An 18,481-nucleotide genomic window follows, 5' to 3' on the forward strand; every position below is an offset into this window, starting at 1 on the left:
CTCCCACCGGCCGCCATGCCGTGCGTGGTCGCCGGTCAGGCCGCGCGGATGTCGGTGAGGAAGCGCTCCACCTCGTCGTTCAGCTTCTCCGAACTCTGATTGAGCGTCCCGGCCGCGCCGAGGAGCTGGGTCGCCGCCGCGCCCGTGTGCTGCGCCGCCTCGCTGACGCGGATCACGTTCGTGCAGACCGCCTCCGTGCCGGTCGCGGCCTGGGTGACGTTGCGCGAGATCTCGCTCGTCGCCGCGCTCTGCTCCTCGACGGCGGCGGAGATCGCGGTGGTGATCTCGTTGATCGAATCGATCGTCGCGCCGATCTTCTCGATCGCCGTCACGGCGTTGCCGGTCGCGCCCTGCATCGTCTCGATCTGGCTCGAAATCTCCTCCGTCGCCTTGCCCGTGCGCTCGGCGAGGCTCTTCACCTCGGCCGCGACGACCGCGAAGCCCTTGCCGGCGTCCCCCGCCCGCGCCGCCTCGATGGTGGCGTTGAGGGCGAGGAGGTTCGTCTGCGCCGCGATATCGGCGATGAGGCTGACCACCTCGCCGATCCGCTCGGACGCGGTCGCGAGGCCCTTGATCGTCCCGTTGGTGCGGACCGCCTCGTCGACCGCCTCCGTCACGATGCTCGCCGCGCGCGTCACCTGGTGGGAGATCTCCTGGAGGGAGGAGTTCATCTCCTCCGTCGCCGAGGCGACCGTCTGCACGTTCGCCGAGGTCTGTTCGGCCGCCGTCGCCGACACCTCCGCCTGCCGGCTCGTCGCCTGCGAGACGTTCAGCATGTCGCCTGCCGTGGTGTTGAGCTGCGTCGCGGAGGACGCCACCGCCTGGAGTGCGGTCGAGACCGACCCCTCGAAGCCCGTGAGGAGGTTCTCCACCGTCGCGAGCCGCTTCTGGCGCCGCGCCTCCGAGGCCTTCTGCTCGGCTTCCAGCTTGATGCGCTGCGCGCTGTTCTCCTTGAACACCTGCACCGCGCGCGCCATCGCACCGATCTCGTCACCCCGCGTTCGCCCGGCGACCTCCACCGAGAGGTCGTTCTCGGCGAGCGCGGTCATGGTCTTCGTGATGCCGGTGATGGAGGCGCCCACGGCGCGGTCGAAATAGAGCGCGACGGAGACGAAGATCGCGACGACGAAACCCAGCGCGGCGATCACGATGATGCGCGACAGGGCATAGGTCGCGTCGCCGGTCTCGTTCGCCTCGGTGCTGCGCAGCATCGTCTCGTTTCGCAGGTCGACGAGGGTGCGCGAGAGATTCTCGTAGGTCGGGTCGGAGGCGAGCAGGATGCGGAAGGCGGCGTCGTTCTCGTTGATGCGCGAGAGGTCCACCATCTCGGTGCTCTCCTTGAAGTAGGTGGCCCATCCTTCCTGGACGCGATCCAGCATCGTCCGCTCCTGGGGGAGGAGATCGTCGTCGGCGATGCGGGACAGGGCGCCGTCGATGTCGGCGGCGAGCGACTTCATCTCCGATTCGGCCCGCTGCATCCGCGGCTTCTCCTCGGACAAGACGTGCGTCGCCTGTGCGATCCGGAAGTTCGCGACGGCCGTCTCGACCATGCTGATCGACTCGATGCGGGGCGCGAAAATGTCCGAAATCAGGCTCGATTGGTCGTTGATCGTGCTCATTCGCTCGATGGAGAAGACCCCGAGCCCCACGGTCAGCACGGCGAGGATCGTCAGGATCACTCGCATTTTCATGCGTAGGCTAATCTCGTTCATATGGCGGTTCCCGCTATTGCGTTCGCTGTCGGCCGGCGCGGCGCGCACACTCTTGCGCGGGTGCGTGGACTTGAAATTGCGGGGGAGGGCCGGGGCTTGTGCCGACCTTGCGGCGCCGTCGAGCCCCGTTCGCCCTGCATTCACCTTCGATCGGTAGTCTGGAGGAAATCGGATCGAGAAGGAGTTCATCGTGCAGGCCGTGAAATGGATCGCTCTGGCGGCGCTCGCCGTGCTGCCCACAATGTCGATGGCGGACGCGTTCTCCGGGCGCACGCAGGGCGTGACGACCGAGTGGTCGTCCGGCGTGACGCTCGCCCAGGCGAGCCGTCCCGAAGTCGTGGACAAGCTGATCAACCAGCGTGAGCGCAACCAGGATCTCGCCGAGTCGCTGCGCCGTTCGCAGCAGGCGCGCGAGCAGCAGGCCCAGCATATCGCCAATCTGGAAGCGCAGGTTCAGCGCCTCGCCGGGGTGATCAAGCTGCGCGACCAGCGCATCTCGGAGCTGACCAATATCGAGACGCAGCTGCGCCGCACGATCGCGATCCGCGACGATCATGTGGCCGATCTCGGCGCCTCGGTCGATCAGCTGCGCACCGCGCTCGCCCGGCGCGACAAGCAGATGAGCGAGCTCGAGGCCATCGTCTTCCAGCAGGAGGACGAGATCGACCGCCTGCAGCGCCAGCTCGAAAATCGCGGCACGCGCCTTGAGGACACCAAGGACCGCGCCCAGCGCCGTGCCGCGCGGATGGAGGAGCTGCGCGGCCTCATCGCCCAGCGTGACCAGCGCATCGCCGATCTTCAGCAGCAGGTCGACCGCCTCCAGGCCCGCCTCGCGCGGTTCCAGTAAACGAAACGCCCGCCCGGCATGACCGGGCGGGCGTCGGATCGTCGAGGAAGGCGCCGCGGGTTCCGCGGCGCCTTTTTTGTCAGCTACATCCGCTCGTCGAACCGCAGGTGTCGCACTTCAGGCACGTGCCGTTGCGCACCAGCGTGAAGTTCCCGCACTCGCCGCACGGATCGCCCTCGAAGCCCTTGAGGCGGGCGATCGCCGCGCGCTCGGCCGCGGTCTCCTTCGGTCCGGTCGTCGCCGGCCGCTCCTCCACCATGACGTCATCCCCCGAGAGGCCGAGAAGGGCCGCGACTTCGGCGCGGATCTCGTCCATCGCCGCCCCGCCGGTGCTCACCGTCTCGAGCGAGGTGGTGCGCACGCTCGTCTCGGTCACGATGGGCCGCGCGGCGGGGGCGGGGCGGGGCGAGGGCGCCTCGGCGAGGGCCTGGGCGGCCTGGCCGGCGGAGACCCGGCTCATGGCGTTCGCGATCACGTCCACCGCCCGCGCCTCGGGGGCGTCGGCCCGGATGAGGCGGAAGCGCTGGCCGCGCACGAGGCCGTGCGAGACCATCTGCGGGGCCGGCTTGTCGCCCGCGACGCCGCGCCCGATCGTGGTGGAGGACCCGACATCCTCCGGCGCCACGTGGGCGAGGTCGTTGCGGCCGAGATAGGAGATCGCGAGCTCGCGGAAGATGTAGTCGAGGATCGAGGTCGCGTTCTTGATCGCCTCGTTGCCCTGGACGAAGCCGGCCGGCTCGAACCGGGTGAAGGTGAAGGCGTCGACGAACTCCTCGAGCGGCACGCCGTACTGGAGGCCGAGCGAGATGGCGATCGCGAAATTGTTCATCATCGCGCGGAAGGCGGCGCCTTCCTTGTGCATGTCGATGAAGATCTCACCGAGGCGCCCGTCGTCGAACTCGCCGGTGCGCAGGTACACCTTGTGGCCGCCGATGATGGCCTTCTGGGTGTAGCCCTTGCGCCGGTCGGGCATCTGCTCGCGCTGGCGGGAGATGACCTCGCGCTCCACCACGCGCTCGACGAGACGCTCGGCGACCTGGGCGGCGCGCTTGGCCGCGGGCTCGGCGATCAGCTCCTCCACCTCATCCTCGTCATCGGAGATGAGCTGGGCCTGGAGCGGCTGGGAGAGCTTCGAGCCGTCGCGATAGAGGGCGTTCGCCTTGATGGCGAGCTTCCACGACAGCTCGTAGGCCGCCGTGCAGTCCTCCACCGTCGCGTCGTTCGGCATGTTGATCGTCTTCGAGATCGCGCCCGAGATGAACGGCTGGGCGGCCGCCATCATGCGGATGTGGCTCTCGACCGAGAGGTACCGCTTGCCGAGGCGGCCGCACGGGTTGGCGCAATCGAACACCGCGAGGTGCTCGGTCTTGAGGTGCGGCGCGCCCTCCAGCGTCATCGCGCCGGCGACGTAGATGTTCGCCTCCTCGATGGCGCCCTTCGAGTAGCCGAGCGCGTTCAGGACGTCGAACTTCGGATCCGCGAGCGCGGCCGCGTCGACACCGAGGACGCGCATCAGCACCTCTTCGCCGATCGTCCACTTGTTGAAGGCGAAGCGGATGTCGAAGGCGCTCTTCACCGCCTCCTCGACGGCCTGGATCGCCGCGGCGGGGAGGCCGCGCTCACCGAGCGTCTCGGCGTTGATGTGCGGCGCGCCCTTCAGCGTGCCGTGGCCGACGGCGTAGTTGATGATCGTCTCGCGGGCGTCGGCATCATAGCCGAGCGCCTCGAGGGCGGCCGGGACCGAGCGGTTGATGATCTTGAAGTACCCGCCGCCGGCGAGCTTCTTGAACTTCACGAGCGCGAAATCGGGCTCGATGCCGGTCGTGTCGCAGTCCATCACGAGGCCGATCGTGCCGGTCGGCGCGATGACGGTCGCCTGGGCGTTACGGAAGCCGTGCTTCTGGCCGAGGGCGAGGGCACGATCCCAGGCCGCACCGGCGCGCTCCACGAGGGTCGCGTCGGGGCAGGAGGCCTTGTCGAGCGGGACGGGGAGGGTCGAGAGGCGCTCATAGCCCTCGCTCTCGCCGTGGGCGGCACGACGGTGGTTGCGGATGACGCGCAGCATCGCGTCCGCATTCTCCTCGTAGCGCACGAAGGCGCCGAGATCGCGGGCCATTTCGGCCGAGGTCGCATAGGCGACGCCGGTCATGATCGCGCTGATCGCGCCGCAGATCGCCCGCCCCTCGGTGGAGTCGTAGGAGATGCCGGAGACCATCAGGAGGCCGCCGATGTTGGCGAAGCCGAGGCCGAGCGTGCGGTAGTCGTAGGAGCGCTGGGCGATCTCGGCCGACGGGAACTGCGCCATCATGACGGAGATCTCGAGGACCATCGTCCACAGCCGCACGGCGTGCTCGAAGAGGTCGACCTCGAACTCGCCGGTCTCGCTGCGGAATTGCAGGAGGTTCAGCGAGGCGAGATTGCACGCCGTGTCGTCGAGGAACATGTACTCCGAGCAGGGGTTCGACGCGTTGATCTCGCCGCCCGCCGGGCACGTGTGCCAGTCGTTGATGGTGGTGTGGAACTGGATGCCGGGATCGGCCGAGGCCCACGCGGCGTGGCCGACGCGCTCCCAGAGGTCACGCGCCTGGAGGGTCTTCGCGACCTTGCCGGTGATGCGCCAGTTGAGGTCCCACGGCTTGTCTTCGGCGACGGCGTTGAGGAAGGCGTCCGTCACGCGCACCGAGTTGTTGGAGTTCTGGCCGGAGACGGTGAGATAGGCCTCCGAATCCCAGTCGGTGTCGAAGGTCGGGAACTCGATCGTCGTGTAGCCCTGGCGCGCGAACTGGACGACGCGGCGGATATAGTTCTCCGGCACCTGCGCCGACTTCGCCGCGCGGATCTCGCGCTTCAGCGCGGGGTTCTTCGCCGGGTCGAAGCAATCGTCGCCCGAGCCCTCGCAATTCACGCACGCCTTCATGACGGCGGTGAGGTGCTTCTTGACGACCTTGGAGCCGGTGACGAGGGAGGCGACCTTCTGCTCCTCGCGCACCTTCCAGTCGATATATTCCTCGATGTCCGGGTGGTCGATGTCGACGACGACCATCTTGGCCGCGCGCCGCGTCGTGCCGCCCGACTTGATGGCGCCGGCCGCGCGGTCGCCGATCTTGAGGAAGCTCATCAGGCCGGAGGACTTGCCGCCACCCGACAGGCGCTCGCCTTCGCCGCGGATCGCGGAGAAGTTGGAGCCGGTGCCCGAGCCGTACTTGAAAAGGCGCGCCTCACGGACCCACAGGTCCATGATGCCGCCCTCGTTCACGAGGTCGTCCGAGACCGACTGGATGAAGCAGGCGTGCGGCTGCGGGTGCTCGTAGGCGCTGTTGGAGCGCACGAGCTCGCCGGAGTCGGGGTCAACATAATAGTGGCCCTGGCTCGGCCCATCGATGCCGTAGGCCCAGTGGAGGCCGGTGTTGAACCATTGCGGCGAGTTGGGCGCCACCTTCTGGGTGGCGAGCATGTAGCGGTTCTCGTCGTAAAAGGCGCGGGCGTCGTCTTCGGTGTCGAAATAGCGCCCCTTCCAGCCCCAATAGGTCCACGCGCCGGCGAGGCGGTCGAACACGGCGCGCGAGTCCGTTTCGCCGACCGTGCGCTCTGCGGCGGGCAGGGCGGCGATCGCCGCCTCGTCGGCGACGGAGCGACGAAGCCAGACGGGAACGCCTTCTTCCTCGACCCGCGTCAGCTTGGCCGGCACGCCCGCCTTGCGGAAATATTTCTGGGCGATGATGTCGGTCGCGACCTGGCTCCAGGACGCCGGCACCATGACATTGTCGAGCCGGAACACGGTCGACCCATCCGGATTGCGGATTTCCGAGACGGCCTTGCGAAATTCGATGCCGTCATAGGGGGACTGACCGTCTGTCGTATAGCGTCGTTCGATCCGCATCTTTCTTCCTTCGCTCGGGGGCTCGCCTGGGGCGCGTTCGAAGGTGCTCGGCTTGGATCGAGGTTGGAAGCGGGGCAAGGCCAGCTTCCTGTGGACCAAAGAGGGTTATCCCCTGAACTCCACACCCCTCCCACACACCACATATGGTGTGCCTGCACCGCTCGACCAACAAGATGCCGCGTTATTCGTTAAGGAGACGTAACCGCGAGGGGCCCCTCGACCCTTCACCGAAACGCCATGGAACGGGTTATATGTACTCTCTTTGTTCTCATTCTGCAAAAAGAGTTTGCGCTTTTTGCGAACTTCATTGTCACACGCGAAATCAGCCCAATTGCACCGATCCGAGGGGCCGAAACGGGCGTCCGGCGCGCGCAGCGGTGTGCTTTCGATCGATGTGAAAAAGGCGCCGGACGGTCCGCGTCCGACGCCTTGGTAAAGGCTGCCCAATGGGTGGGCGGGGTGATGCCCGAAGGGTGGTCAGGCCGCCTTGTCGGCTTTTTCGCCCAGTCCCATCGCCGAAAGGATCTCGGCGCAGGTCTCACTATATCTTGTGGTGTCGATGTTCGAACGGTCCACCCCTTGAAGGGTGCCGAGCCGGTCGTGCCATTCGACCGTCGCCGTCGCCATCGGATTCGGGAGGCCGAGTTCGGCGACCGTGCGGGCAACCTCCTTCATCTCCGCCGCGCGCCGCTTGCCGTGGACGAGGGCGCGCTCCAGCGCGAAGGCGCCGCGCTCGGTGAAGCCGAAGCCGGGGAAGGTCACGTCGAGCGAGGCGATGACGCGCGCATCGACGCCGCTCTTGGTCGCCGACAGGAGAAGCTCGGCGAAGAGCGCCTCCATCCCCTTCATCATGATCGAGCGCACCATCTTCACCGTGGAGGCGGACCCGACATCCCCCTCCACGATGCCGGCGCGCATCGAAAGGCGCTCGATCACCGCCATCGCGTCGCCCGTGTGGGGGCCGGCGATGAGGAGGGGCACCTTGTGGCGCTCGGGATAGATCGGCCCCATCACCGCGACGTCCACATAGCGCGCCCCGGCCGCCTCGATCGCGGCGGAGGAGTTGCGCTTGGTGCCCGGCGAGCAGGAATTGCCGTCGAAGAAGAGGGCGCCCTGGTTCATCAGCGGGGCGGCGGCCTCGGCGGCGATCTGCGCCTGGTCGGCGGTGACGAGGGAGACGACGAGGTCGGCCTCCGCCAGCGCATCCTCGAGGCTCGTCGCGACCTTCGCGCCGCGCGCCTCGATCCGCGCCGCCATCGCCTCGGCCGTCGCCGGATCCGTCAGCTTGATGTCGTACGCGGTGAGGCTCGCATAGGCCCCCTTGTCCCAGCCCTCGGCGAGGGCGCCGCCCGCTTCACCAAATCCCAGCAGCGTAATTTTCAGGCCGTCCATCGTCTCTCCTCTGGCCCGCCGGGACGCTGAATCGCCCCCGGACCTTGAAAACGATCCTTGTCATGTCATCCTGCGGGCAATCCCCGCAACAGACGGGGCATGAGGGAGGACAATCTATGCTTCGTGACGTGGCCACGATCGCGATCGCTGGCGCGGCCTTGCTGGTCGCATCGATGACCGGTCCCGCATCCGCATTCGAGCCCGAGCAGACCGAATGTATCGCGCCGGCAAACCCCGGCGGCGGCTGGGATTTCACCTGCCGCCAGGTCGGAAAGACGCTTCAGGATCTGAAGCTCATCCCCGGCACCATGCAGGTGACCAACCTCACCGGCGGCGGCGGTGGCGTCGCCTTCGCTGAGGTCGTGAACAAGCGTGCCGAGAACAACGATCTTCTTGTCGCAGCCTCGACGGCGACCGCGACGCGCCTTGCCCAGGGCGCTTTCCCGGGCAACACGATGGACCAGGTCCGCTGGGTCGGGTCGGTCGGCGCCGACTATGGCATCATCGCCGTCGCCGCCAATTCGCCGATCGCGACGCTGCCCGAGCTTCTCGACCAGATGAAGGCCGATCCGCGCTCGATCGCGGTCGGCGGCGGCTCGGCCGTCGGCGGGTGGGACCATCTCAAGGTTCTGATCATGGCGCAGGCCGCCGGCATCGAGGACGTGCGCTCGGTGAAATATGTCGCCTTCTCCGGTGGCGGCGAGGCGATCACCCAGCTCCTCGCCGGCTCGCTCCAGGCGTTCTCCGGTGATGCGTCGGAGGCGAAGGGTTTCGTCGATTCGGGGGACATCAAGGTCCTCGCCGTCCTCGCGCCCGAGCGCCTGCCCGGCGACTTCGCCGAATTCGCGACCGCGCGCGAGCAGGGGGTCGACGCGGTCGGCGCCAACTGGCGCGGCTTCTACGCGCCCGGCAAGATGTCGGACGAGGCGTATGATTTCTGGGTGGACTCCGTCCACAAGGTCTACGCCTCCGACGAATGGAAGAGCGTGATGGCCCAGAACGGCCTCGCCCCGCTCGACCTCTCGGGTGACGAGTTCCAGGCCTTCGTCGCGGATTCGATCAGCAACATCGAGAAGATCTCGCGCGAGATCGGCATCATCCAATAGCCCACGCCGGTGGTGGCGGTCCCCGCCACCACCCCAGCCGGAGACACGGGCGATGTCCGATCGCATCCTCGGCGGCATCAGCGTCGCGATCGCCGTCTTCTTCATCTACTCGGCCACCCATCTGCCGCTGCCCTTCATGCAGGACCCGGTGGGCAACAAGACCTTTCCCATCATCATCTGCGTGCTGATGGGGATCAGCGGCATCTATTTCCTGCTGCGGCCCGACCCCGACCCGGAATGGCCCGAGCTCGCGCGCATCGCCGAGATCGGCGCGGCGACGGCCGTCCTCGTCGCCTACGCGCTCCTATTGCCGGAGGTTGGCTTCGTCCTCGCGACGTGGGGCGCCTCGACCTATCTCTCCTGGCGCCTCGGCGCGCATCCGGTCGCGGCCGTCATCGCGGGCGTTCTCATCGCGGTCGGCATCTACGTCATCTTCCGCATGGTGCTGGGGCTCTCCCTCGCCAAGGGACCTTGGGGGTTCTAAGGGATGGACGCGCTCGCATCGCTCGCCGACGGCTTCCTCGTCGCGCTGACATTCCAGAACCTCTTCCTCGCCCTCGTCGGCTGCTTTCTCGGCACCGTCATGGGCGCGCTGCCGGGGCTCGGCCCCTCGAACGGGGTCGCGATCCTGATCCCGCTCGCCTTCACGCTCGGCCTGCCGGCCGCGCCCGCGATGATCCTCCTCACCAGCGTCTATTATGGCGCGATGTATGGCGGGCGGATCTCCTCGATCCTCCTCAACATCCCCGGCGACGAGCCGGCGATGATGACGACGCTCGACGGCTACCCGATGACGAAGAAGGGGCAGGGGGGCGAGGCGCTCGCGATCTCCGGCGTCGCCTCGTTCGTGGGCGCCTTCCTCGCGACCTGGGGCCTCGTCTTCCTCGCCCCGGTCCTCGTCTCGGTCGCGCTCCTCTTCGGGCCGGCCGAATATTTCGCCCTCTACGCGCTCGCCTTCGCGACGCTCGGCGGCATCGCCTCGCGCAACCAGGCGAAATCCCTCTTCGCCGCCTCGCTCGGCCTCCTCATCGGCACGATCGGCCTCGACCCGCAGACGGGCACCCAGCGCTTCACCTTCGGCGAGGTGCACCTTTATGACGGGATCGACTTCCTCGTCGCGATCGTCGGCCTCTTCGCGCTGTCGGAGGTGTTCGTCTTCCTGGAGCACCGGCTCGGCAAGGACGGGCCGACGGAGCGGCCGAAGGTCGGCCGCATCGTGCCGAGCCTCTCGATGATGCGATATTGCACGCCGACGATGCTGCGCACCTCGCTCCTCGGCTTCCTCGCCGGCGTCCTACCGGGGGCGGGGGCCTCGCTCGGCTCCTTCATCGCCTACTCGGTTGAAAAGCGCCTCGTCGACCGCAAGGGCACCTTCGGCACCGGCGATCCGCGCGGCGTCGCGGCGCCGGAGGCCGGCAACAACGCGGCCGCGGGCGGCGCGCTCGTGCCGATGCTGGCGCTCGGCGTGCCGGGCTCGGGCACGACGGCGGTGCTGCTCGCGATGCTGCTCGCCCTCAACGTGACGCCCGGTCCGCTCCTCTTCACAAACAACCCGGACGTCGTGTGGGGCCTCATCGCGGCGCTCTTCATCGGCAACTTCATGCTTCTTGCCATGAACATCCCGATGGTCGGCCTCTTCGTGCGCGTCCTCCTGGTGCCGCCGCGCTATCTGATGCCGGTGGTGGCGATGGTCTCCTTCGTCGGCATCTACGGGATCTCCGGCTCCTCCTTCGACCTCCTCGTCATGATCGTCTTCGGCGTCGCGGGGTGGATCCTGCGCAAGCTCGACGTGCCGCTGGTGCCGGTGATCCTCGGCGTCCTCCTCGGCTCGGAGATGGAGGTGAACCTTCGGCGCGCGCTGACGATCTCGGACGGGGACTGGACCGCGCTCGTCGCCTCGCCGCTCTCGATCATCCTCTGGTCGATCGCCGTCCTCGGCTTCCTCGCCCCGCTCCTCGTCGGCCGGGTGATGCGCCGCCGCCGTCAGGACACGGCCGCCTATGAGGGGGCGGACCCGGACTGAGACGGGCTCGCCGGACGCGGATCAGGATCGTGCAAGGGGACGCTGGCGAAGCGGCGAGAGGACGGTTACATCTCGCCGCATGAACACACTCTCCACCATGCCCGCCGAAGCGGGGTTGAAGCCCGAGATCGCCCGGCGCCGCACCTTCGCGATCATCTCTCACCCGGACGCGGGTAAGACGACGCTGACCGAGAAGCTGCTCCTGTTCGGCGGCGCGATCCACCTCGCCGGCGAGGTCGCGGCGCGCGGCGAGCGGCGCCGCACGCGCTCGGACTGGATGGAGATCGAGAAGAAGCGCGGCATCTCCGTGTCGTCCTCGGTGATGATGTTCGAGCGCGAGGGGATCGTCTTCAACCTCCTCGACACGCCAGGCCACGAGGACTTCTCGGAGGACACCTACCGCACGCTGACCGCGGTCGATTCGGCCGTCATGGTGGTCGACGCCGCGAAGGGCATCGAGGCGCAGACGCTGAAGCTCTTCGAGGTCTGCCGCCTGCGCGACATCCCGATCATGACCTTCGTGAACAAGGTCGACCGGGAAGGGCTCGACCCGTTCGAATTGATGGACGAGATCGCCGACAAGCTGGCGCTCGAGCTCTCGCCGGTCACGTGGCCGGTCGGGATGGGCGGGCAGTTCCACGGCTGTTACAACCTCACCACGAACGCCTTCCACCGCGTGCGCGAGGGGGGCGGCACCGGCTTCGGCAAGACCGAGCATCTCTCGGGCGTCGACGATCCCTCGCTGGAGGGGAAGGTCGAGGCGAGCGTGCTCGCCGAATTCCGCGCGCAGGCAGAACTCGCCGCGGGCGCGATGCCGCCGGTGAACATGGAATCCTACCGCGAGGGGCACCTCTCGCCGGTCTTCTTCGGCTCGGCGCTGCGCGATTTCTGCGTCGCCGACCTTCTCGACGGGCTGTCGGCCTGGGCCCCGCCACCGCGGCCCCAGCCCGCGGGCGACGAGGTGGTCGACCCGAACACCGACGAGGTCAGCGCGATGATCTTCAAGGTCCAGGCGAACATGGACCCGAACCATCGCGACCGGATCGCCTTCGCGCGCATCTGCTCGGGCCGCTTCTCGCGCGGGATGCGGCTCAACCAGGCCGGCTCCGGCAAGAGCTTCGCCGTGACCGCGCCGATCTTCTTCCTCGCGGAGGAGCGCGAGCTCGCCGAGGAGGCGTGGGCCGGCGACATCATCGGCATCCCGAACCACGGCACGCTGCGCGTCGGCGACACGCTCTCCGAGAAGGGCGACATCCGCTACACGGGCCTGCCGCGCTTCGCGCCGGAAATCCTGCGCCGCGTGCGGCTCGGCGATCCGATGAAGACCAAGCAGCTCCGCCGCGCCCTTCAGGACCTCTCCGAGGAAGGTCTCGCCCAGGTCTTCCGCACCCATATGGGCGGCGACCACATCGTCGGCGTCGTCGGCGCGCTCCAGCTCGACGTCATGGCCTCGCGCGTCGCGGCCGAATACAAGGTCAATATCGACTTCGAGCCCGCCCCCTACGCCACCGCCCGCTGGCTCGGCGGTGATCAGAAGGCGATCAAGACCTTCGTAGACACCAACAAGTCGACGGTGGCCGACGATGTCGACGGCGATCCGGTCTATCTCGCCCGCAACATGTGGGAGCTGAACTACGTCAAGGAGCGTAATCCCGATATTCGCTTCCTTGAGACGAAGGAGATGCGCTGAGGCCTGCTCGCGCTAAAGGTGTTGCGCGGCGGCTTCATGCTGTCGCGGACCTCACTTCAAGGTCTGTTCAGCGGCGCAACCTTTGCCTATCTTCATTGGCAGTGGTGTGTGTGTGAAAGGACGGATTCGATGGAATTGCTCCTCACGGCGGCCAGCGTCACGGGCGTCACGGCTCTCGCGGTCCTCATGGCACATCGGTTCCTTGTGGACGCCGCGCGTCGGGAGCCGATCCGTCAGCGCGTCGTCGCGCGGCGGCGCGACGGTTCACAGATCCGGAAGCGGTAGGGCCGTCGTCTCCTTCACGGTGGCGACCACGATGCGCGACTGCACGTCGCTCACGAGGTCGCCATTCAGAAGCCGGTCGCGCAGGAACGCGTCATATTCCTTGATGTCGGTCGTCACGACTTTGATGAGATAGTCGACCGCCCCGGTCACGCGCTCGCACATGATCACCTCCGGCCACCGGGCGACGAGGCGATCGAATTTTTCCATATTCTCCCGGCTGGGCATGCCGAGCTTGACGAACGCGTAGGACGTGAAGCCCAACCCGACCGTTTCACGGTCCAGGGTTGCAACAATGCTCTTGATGACGCCCGCGTCTTTCATGCGCTTGATGCGCCGCCAGCACGGAGTCTGGCTGAGCCCGACAGAGGTTGCGATGTCGCCGACGGAACGCGACGCGTCCTTCTGCATTGCATCTAGGATTCGCAGATCCATGGCGTCGAGGGAGATTTTTTCATCCTGCGCCGACATTTGAGAACCTTTATGCTCAATCGCCCTGAATCATGCCCTAAATAGCATGGAAAATCCACGCGAGATGGAACAATTCTAGGGGTGAGTTGACGACCCGGGAGGGGCGAACGTGACACGCGACGTAAGCTTGAACGACAAGTACGAGCTGGACCGGGGCCGGGTGTACATGACCGGCATCCAGACGCTGATCCGGATCGCCATCGACCAGCGCCGCATCGACCAGAAGGCCGGGTTGAAGACCGCGGCCTTTTTTTCCGGCTATCGCGGCTCGCCGCTCGGTGGGGTCGACCAGGAGCTTGTCCGCAACGCCAAGCGCCTGACCCCGCTCGACATCCATTTCCGCCCCGGCGTCAACGAAGAGCTCGGCGCGCACGCTGTCTGGGGCACCCAGAAGGTCGGCCTCCACGGCAAGGGCTCCGACTATGACGGCGTCGTCGGCATCTGGTACGGCAAGGCGCCCGGCGTCGACCGCGCGGCCGACGCGCTGAAGCAGGCGAACGCCTCCGGCACCGCCGCCCTCGGCGGCGCGCTGGCGCTCTGCGGCGACGACCTCCTCGCCAAATCCTCGATCCTGCCGGCGCAGTCCGAGTTCGTGCTCCAGCACTTCGAGATGCCCTTCTTCAACCCGTGCGACCTGCAGGACGTCCTCGACTACGGCCTCCACGGCATCGCGCTCTCGCGCTACGCGGGCAACTGGACGGGGATCATCTGCGTCGCCGACACGATGGACGCGTCGGGCCTCGTCAATGTCGACCCGGAGCGGCTGAGCTTCGTCCTGCCCGAGGCGAACGACCCGCGCCGCGAGCACGAGATCAACCGGCCGCTCCTTCTCGGCAATCGCCTCGAGACCGAGCGCCTCCTGCGCGACATCCGCCTGCCGGCCGTCAGCGCCTATGTCCGCGCGAACGGGCTCGACCGGGTGACGTTCGGCAGCGAGCGCGCGCGGATCGGCTTCGTCGCGACCGGCAAGGTCTATCGCGACCTCCTGCAGGCCTTCGATCTCCTCGGCATCGACGAGGCGCGCGCCAGGCAGCTCGGCATTGCCGTCTACAAGGTCGCCGTGCCCTGGCCGCTCGACGCCGTCTCCCTGACGCGCTTCGCGCGCGGCAAGGAAAAGATCGTCGTCCTCGAACACAAGCGCGCCTTCATGGAGCCGCAGATCAAGGACGCGCTCTATGGGCTCGCCGAGCCACTGCGCCCGGAGATCTGGGGCAAGCACCGGCCGAATGGCGAGCACTTCCTCTCCGACGTCCTGGAGCTGCGCGCGCAGGACATCGTCCAGGCGCTCCTCAGCGTCGTGCCGGGGGCGGAGGACGACCTCCAGATGCGCGCGGTCGCGATGCAGATGGTGGAGCGCGCGGCCTGGGCCGGCGGTCACGCCGAAGCCGGCCAGCGCACCGCCTATTTCTGCTCGGGCTGCCCGCACTCCACCTCCACGAAGGTGCCCGAGGGGGCGCGCGCGATGCCTGGCATCGGCTGCCACGCGATGACGGAGATCAACGGCAACACGACCGACGGCCAGATCGCCATGGGCGGGGAGGGCGCGCCCTGGGTCGGCCAGTATCTCTTCAGCCGGGACAAGCACGTCTTCGTCAATCTCGGCGACGGGACCTACTATCATTCCGGCATCCTCGCGATCCGCCAGGCGGTCGCGGCGCAGGTGCCGATCACCTACAAGATCCTCTTCAACGACGCCGTCGCGATGACGGGCGGCCAGCCGGTGGACGGTCCGCTCACCGTGCCCGCACTGACGCGCCAGCTCGAAGCGGAGGGCGTCGGCCGGATCGTCGTCGTCTCCGAGCGGCCGGAGCTCTACGAGGGAAGGCGCGATCTCGCGCGCGGCGTCCCCGTCCACCACCGCGACGAGCTCCTTCCCGTGGAGGAGGACCTTGCGACCTTCCCGGGCGTCTCGGCGATCATCTACGACCAGACGTGCGCGGCCGAGAAGCGCCGCCGCCGCAAGAAGGGCGCCTACGAGGACCCGGCGCGCCGCCTCTTCATCAACGAGCGGGTGTGCGAGGGGTGCGGCGACTGCTCGGTGCAGTCGAACTGCATCTCGGTGGAGCCGCTCGCGACCGAGTTCGGCGAGAAGCGGGTCATCAACCAGTCGACCTGCAACAAGGATTATTCGTGCGTGAAGGGCTTCTGCCCGTCCTTCGCGTGGGTCGAGGGTGGGGGCCTGCGCAAGGCCGACACCGTGAAGCTCGACATCGAGGCGCTGGTGGCCGTGCTCCCCGCGCCCGCCGTGCCGGCGCTCACCGGGATGCACAACGTCCTCATCACCGGCATCGGCGGCTTCGGCGTCACGACCGTCGGCGCTGTGCTCGCGATGGCGGGGCACATCGACGGTATCACCGCCTCGACGCTGGACATGACGGGTCTTGCCCAGAAGAACGGGCCGGTCACGAGCCATCTGCGCTTCGCGCCCGCCGACATGGACATCGCGGGTCCGCGCGTGCCGGTCGCCTCGCTCGACGCGATCATCGCCTCCGACATGCTCGTCGCCTGCAACGCGGACTCGCTCTCGCTGCTGTCGCCGGAGCGCACGCTCGCGGTGGCGAACACGAAGGTGCAGCCGACCGCCGAGTTCGTGATGAAGCGCGTCCTGTCCTTCGACGAGATCCGGATGACGAAGACGCTGAAGGAAGGCGCGAAGCGGTTCGTTCCGATCGACGCCGCCCACGTCGCCGAGCAGCTTTTCGGCGACCAGATCTTCATGAACATGATGCTCGTCGGCGTCGCCTATCAGGCCGGCGGCCTGCCGCTCTCGGCCGAGGCGATCGAGCACGCGATCGCGCTGAACGGGGCGGCCGTGAAGCCGAACATCGCCGCCTTCCGCGCGGGCCGCATCATGGCCGCGAACCCCGACGCGATCGTGACCGCCATCGGCGCGCGCCACGAGGTGAAGCCGATGGGCCTCGACGAGCGCATCGCCTTCCTCGCGGACGAGCTCACCGCCTACCAGGACGCCGCCTATGCCGCGCGCTTCACGGACGCGATCGGCCGGCTGCGCGCCGCCGACGAGGCGCACGGGCAGAAGGGCCTGCGCCTCACCGCGCTCGCCGTCGAGAGCCTCTACCGGGTGATGGCCTACAAGGACGAGTACGAGGTCGCACGCCTCTACTCCGACCCCGCCTACTGGGAGAAGCTGAAGGCCGAATTCGAGGATCCGAAGGCGATCCGGCTGATGCTCGCCCCGCCGCTCCTGTCGCGCATCGACCCGGCGACGGGCCGTCCGAAGAAGCGCGCGTTCGGGCCGTGGATCTTCCCGGCACTGCGCGTCCTTTCGCGGATGAAGGGGCTGCGCGGGGGCACCTTCGACCCGTTCGCCCGCACCGCCGAGCGTCGCCACGAGCGCGCCCTCGTCGACATGACATTCGCCGACCTCACGCTCATCGAGGGTGAACTCGGCCACGCGCCTTACGGGCTCCTGTGCGAGCTCGCCCGCATCCCGCAGACGGTGAAGGGGTACGGGCCGGTGAAAGAGGCGAACCGCGAGGCTGCGCTCACCAAGCGCAACGTCCTCCTCGCCCAGCTCTCCGACAAGCCGCCGCTGGCCATGGCCGCCGAATAGGCGGCCATTTCAGACAAAGACCGCCGAATAGGCGGTCATTTCAGACAAAGACCGCCGAATAGGCGGTCATTTCGGACAAAGGCCGCCGAATAGGTGGCCAATCGGCCGAAGTGGCTGCTGTCAGGCGGAGGCCCGCGCCTTCTCCTCGACGACGGCGGACGCGCGCCGCGTGGCGATCCGCCCGGCGATGCGCTGGAAGAGCGCGCGCGCCGGCACCTCGATCCGCCGGTAGGTGAGCCCCGCCAGCGCGATGAGGAGCGCGAGGTAGAGGAGGGTGATCGCGTTGTTGATCACCATCCCGTAGGGCCCGGCGACATCGATCATCGGCAGCATCTTCCCCGGCACGGGCCCGAGAATCTCGAGGCCGCGCCGCCGCTCCACCCCCGTCGCGACGATGAGCATCACGTAGATCAGGAGCGAGTGCAGGAGGTAGATCGAGTAGGACCGCTCGCCGATCGCCTGGAGCCAGGGATGGCGCATGGCGCGCGAGACGATGCCGCCGGTCGACACGGCGAAGACGTAGACGACCGCGCAGAACACCAGCGGGGCGGCGAGCGCCACGGGCGTCGCGCCGTAGACCCAGACGAAGGCGAGCGCCACGCCGAGCGTCGCGATCTCCAGGGCCGAGTGGGCGCCGCCCGACGTCCCGCGCCGGACGAAGAGCTGGTAGGTGAGGCAGCCGCCGGCGAAGCCGTAGACGCAGCGCACGAAGCCGAGCTCCACGAAGGTGTCCATCGTGCCGCCGGCGAAGGCGACCATCGCGAGGCCCGCCGCGACGAAGAGGGCGGCGAAGGCCGGCACCGCCGCCCGGCGCGCGAAGACCACCACCAGCGCGAAGAGCACGCAGACCCAGAACTCGGCGCTGATCGACCAGCTCGGCAGGTTCCATCCGACCCGGCCTGAGAGGCCGAACCCGTCGAGGAAGGCGAGCTGCTGGAAGAGGAGGGACGGCGCGAAATTCTCCGTGAACGGGATCTTCGCGACCGGATCGCCCGGCTGCGGCGCGGTCGCGACCGCAAGCAGCGTCTCGATCGAGAGGAAGCCGAGGAGGACGGTCGCGTGCAGCGGCCACAGCCGCCCGAAGCGGCGCACGATGAACGGGACGATCGAGCGCGCCGTCACGGCGTTCGCGAAGGCGTAGGAGATGACGAAGCCGGACAGGACGAAGAAGAAGTCCACAAACAGGAACGCGTTGCGCACCAGCGGGACGTCATGAAGGCTGCCGACGACGGGGAGATGGAAGAGCGCCACCGTCAGCGCGAAGAGGCCGCGAAAGCTGTCGACGGTGGTGAAGCGGTGTCCTCGCAAGTGCGGCCTTCCTTCCCTTTTGCGACGGGCGCGCGTCGGCATGGCACATCATGCTGGCGCCGGGCCGCGCGTCGCGCCCAGGCTGCGGAAAGCGATGATGGGAGGCGGCCGTCCGTCCCGGCGCGCCGATGCGGCGCAGTCCGGTCGGTGCCTCGATAATGGGCGGAGCGGCGGAATTCAATCCGCCGCTCCGGGT

At 67.8% G+C, this 18,481-nt stretch carries 11 protein-coding genes; 6 read left to right on the forward strand and 5 right to left on the reverse strand.

Annotated features, from left to right (window positions below; genetic code table 11):
* Positions 1 to 35: 35 nt before the first annotated feature.
* Positions 36 to 1,691 (reverse strand): methyl-accepting chemotaxis protein, encoded by a 1,656-nt coding sequence (locus DBV35_RS12185; protein WP_170134912.1) that lies wholly within the window; start codon positions 1,689 to 1,691, stop codon positions 36 to 38.
* Positions 1,692 to 1,902: 211 nt separating this feature from the next.
* On the opposite strand from DBV35_RS12185, the gene DBV35_RS12190 reads away from it, so the two are divergent.
* Positions 1,903 to 2,559, forward strand: coding sequence for a hypothetical protein (locus DBV35_RS12190; RefSeq protein ID WP_108660385.1), 657 nt, complete (start codon positions 1,903 to 1,905; stop codon positions 2,557 to 2,559).
* A gap of 79 nt (positions 2,560 to 2,638) precedes the next feature.
* On the opposite strand, the gene DBV35_RS12195 is transcribed toward DBV35_RS12190, so the two are convergent.
* Positions 2,639 to 6,439: a vitamin B12-dependent ribonucleotide reductase gene (locus DBV35_RS12195; protein WP_108660386.1), complete on the reverse strand. Its 3,801-nt coding sequence runs from the start codon at positions 6,437 to 6,439 to the stop codon at positions 2,639 to 2,641.
* A gap of 477 nt (positions 6,440 to 6,916) precedes the next feature.
* Positions 6,917 to 7,831, reverse strand: a complete 915-nt coding sequence (locus DBV35_RS12200) for an NAD(P)-dependent oxidoreductase (RefSeq protein ID WP_108660387.1) — start codon at positions 7,829 to 7,831, stop codon at positions 6,917 to 6,919.
* 173 nt (positions 7,832 to 8,004) lie between these two features.
* Here DBV35_RS12200 and DBV35_RS12205 point away from each other — a divergent pair, with 173 nt between their 5' ends.
* The 4 genes from DBV35_RS12205 (at position 8,005) to DBV35_RS12220 (ending at position 12,650) form a co-directional block, all read left to right on the forward strand.
* Positions 8,005 to 8,937 (forward strand): Bug family tripartite tricarboxylate transporter substrate binding protein, encoded by a 933-nt coding sequence (locus tag DBV35_RS12205; RefSeq protein ID WP_425428465.1) that lies wholly within the window; start codon positions 8,005 to 8,007, stop codon positions 8,935 to 8,937.
* Positions 8,938 to 8,989: 52 nt separating this feature from the next.
* Entirely contained in the window at positions 8,990 to 9,421 is a 432-nt protein-coding gene (locus tag DBV35_RS12210) for a tripartite tricarboxylate transporter TctB family protein (protein ID WP_108660389.1), read from the forward strand.
* Positions 9,422 to 9,424: 3 nt separating this feature from the next.
* On the forward strand, positions 9,425 to 10,960 hold the full coding sequence (locus DBV35_RS12215) for a tripartite tricarboxylate transporter permease (protein WP_108660390.1): 1,536 nt from the start codon (positions 9,425 to 9,427) through the stop codon (positions 10,958 to 10,960).
* 79 nt (positions 10,961 to 11,039) lie between these two features.
* On the forward strand, positions 11,040 to 12,650 hold the full coding sequence (locus DBV35_RS12220) for a peptide chain release factor 3 (protein ID WP_205648584.1): 1,611 nt from the start codon (positions 11,040 to 11,042) through the stop codon (positions 12,648 to 12,650).
* Between the two features lie 264 nt (positions 12,651 to 12,914).
* Here DBV35_RS12220 and DBV35_RS12225 read toward each other — a convergent pair whose 3' ends face one another.
* Positions 12,915 to 13,403 (reverse strand): Lrp/AsnC family transcriptional regulator, encoded by a 489-nt coding sequence (locus tag DBV35_RS12225; protein WP_108660391.1) that lies wholly within the window; start codon positions 13,401 to 13,403, stop codon positions 12,915 to 12,917.
* Between the two features lie 109 nt (positions 13,404 to 13,512).
* Here DBV35_RS12225 and DBV35_RS12230 point away from each other — a divergent pair, with 109 nt between their 5' ends.
* Entirely contained in the window at positions 13,513 to 16,977 is a 3,465-nt protein-coding gene (locus tag DBV35_RS12230) for an indolepyruvate ferredoxin oxidoreductase family protein (protein WP_108660392.1), read from the forward strand.
* A gap of 120 nt (positions 16,978 to 17,097) precedes the next feature.
* Here the strand turns inward: DBV35_RS12230 and DBV35_RS12235 are convergent, their stop codons facing one another.
* Positions 17,098 to 18,285 (reverse strand): acyltransferase family protein, encoded by a 1,188-nt coding sequence (locus DBV35_RS12235; RefSeq protein ID WP_157961696.1) that lies wholly within the window; start codon positions 18,283 to 18,285, stop codon positions 17,098 to 17,100.
* Between the last annotated feature and the right edge of the window lie 196 nt (positions 18,286 to 18,481).

This window comes from Acuticoccus kandeliae, from assembly GCF_003073115.1.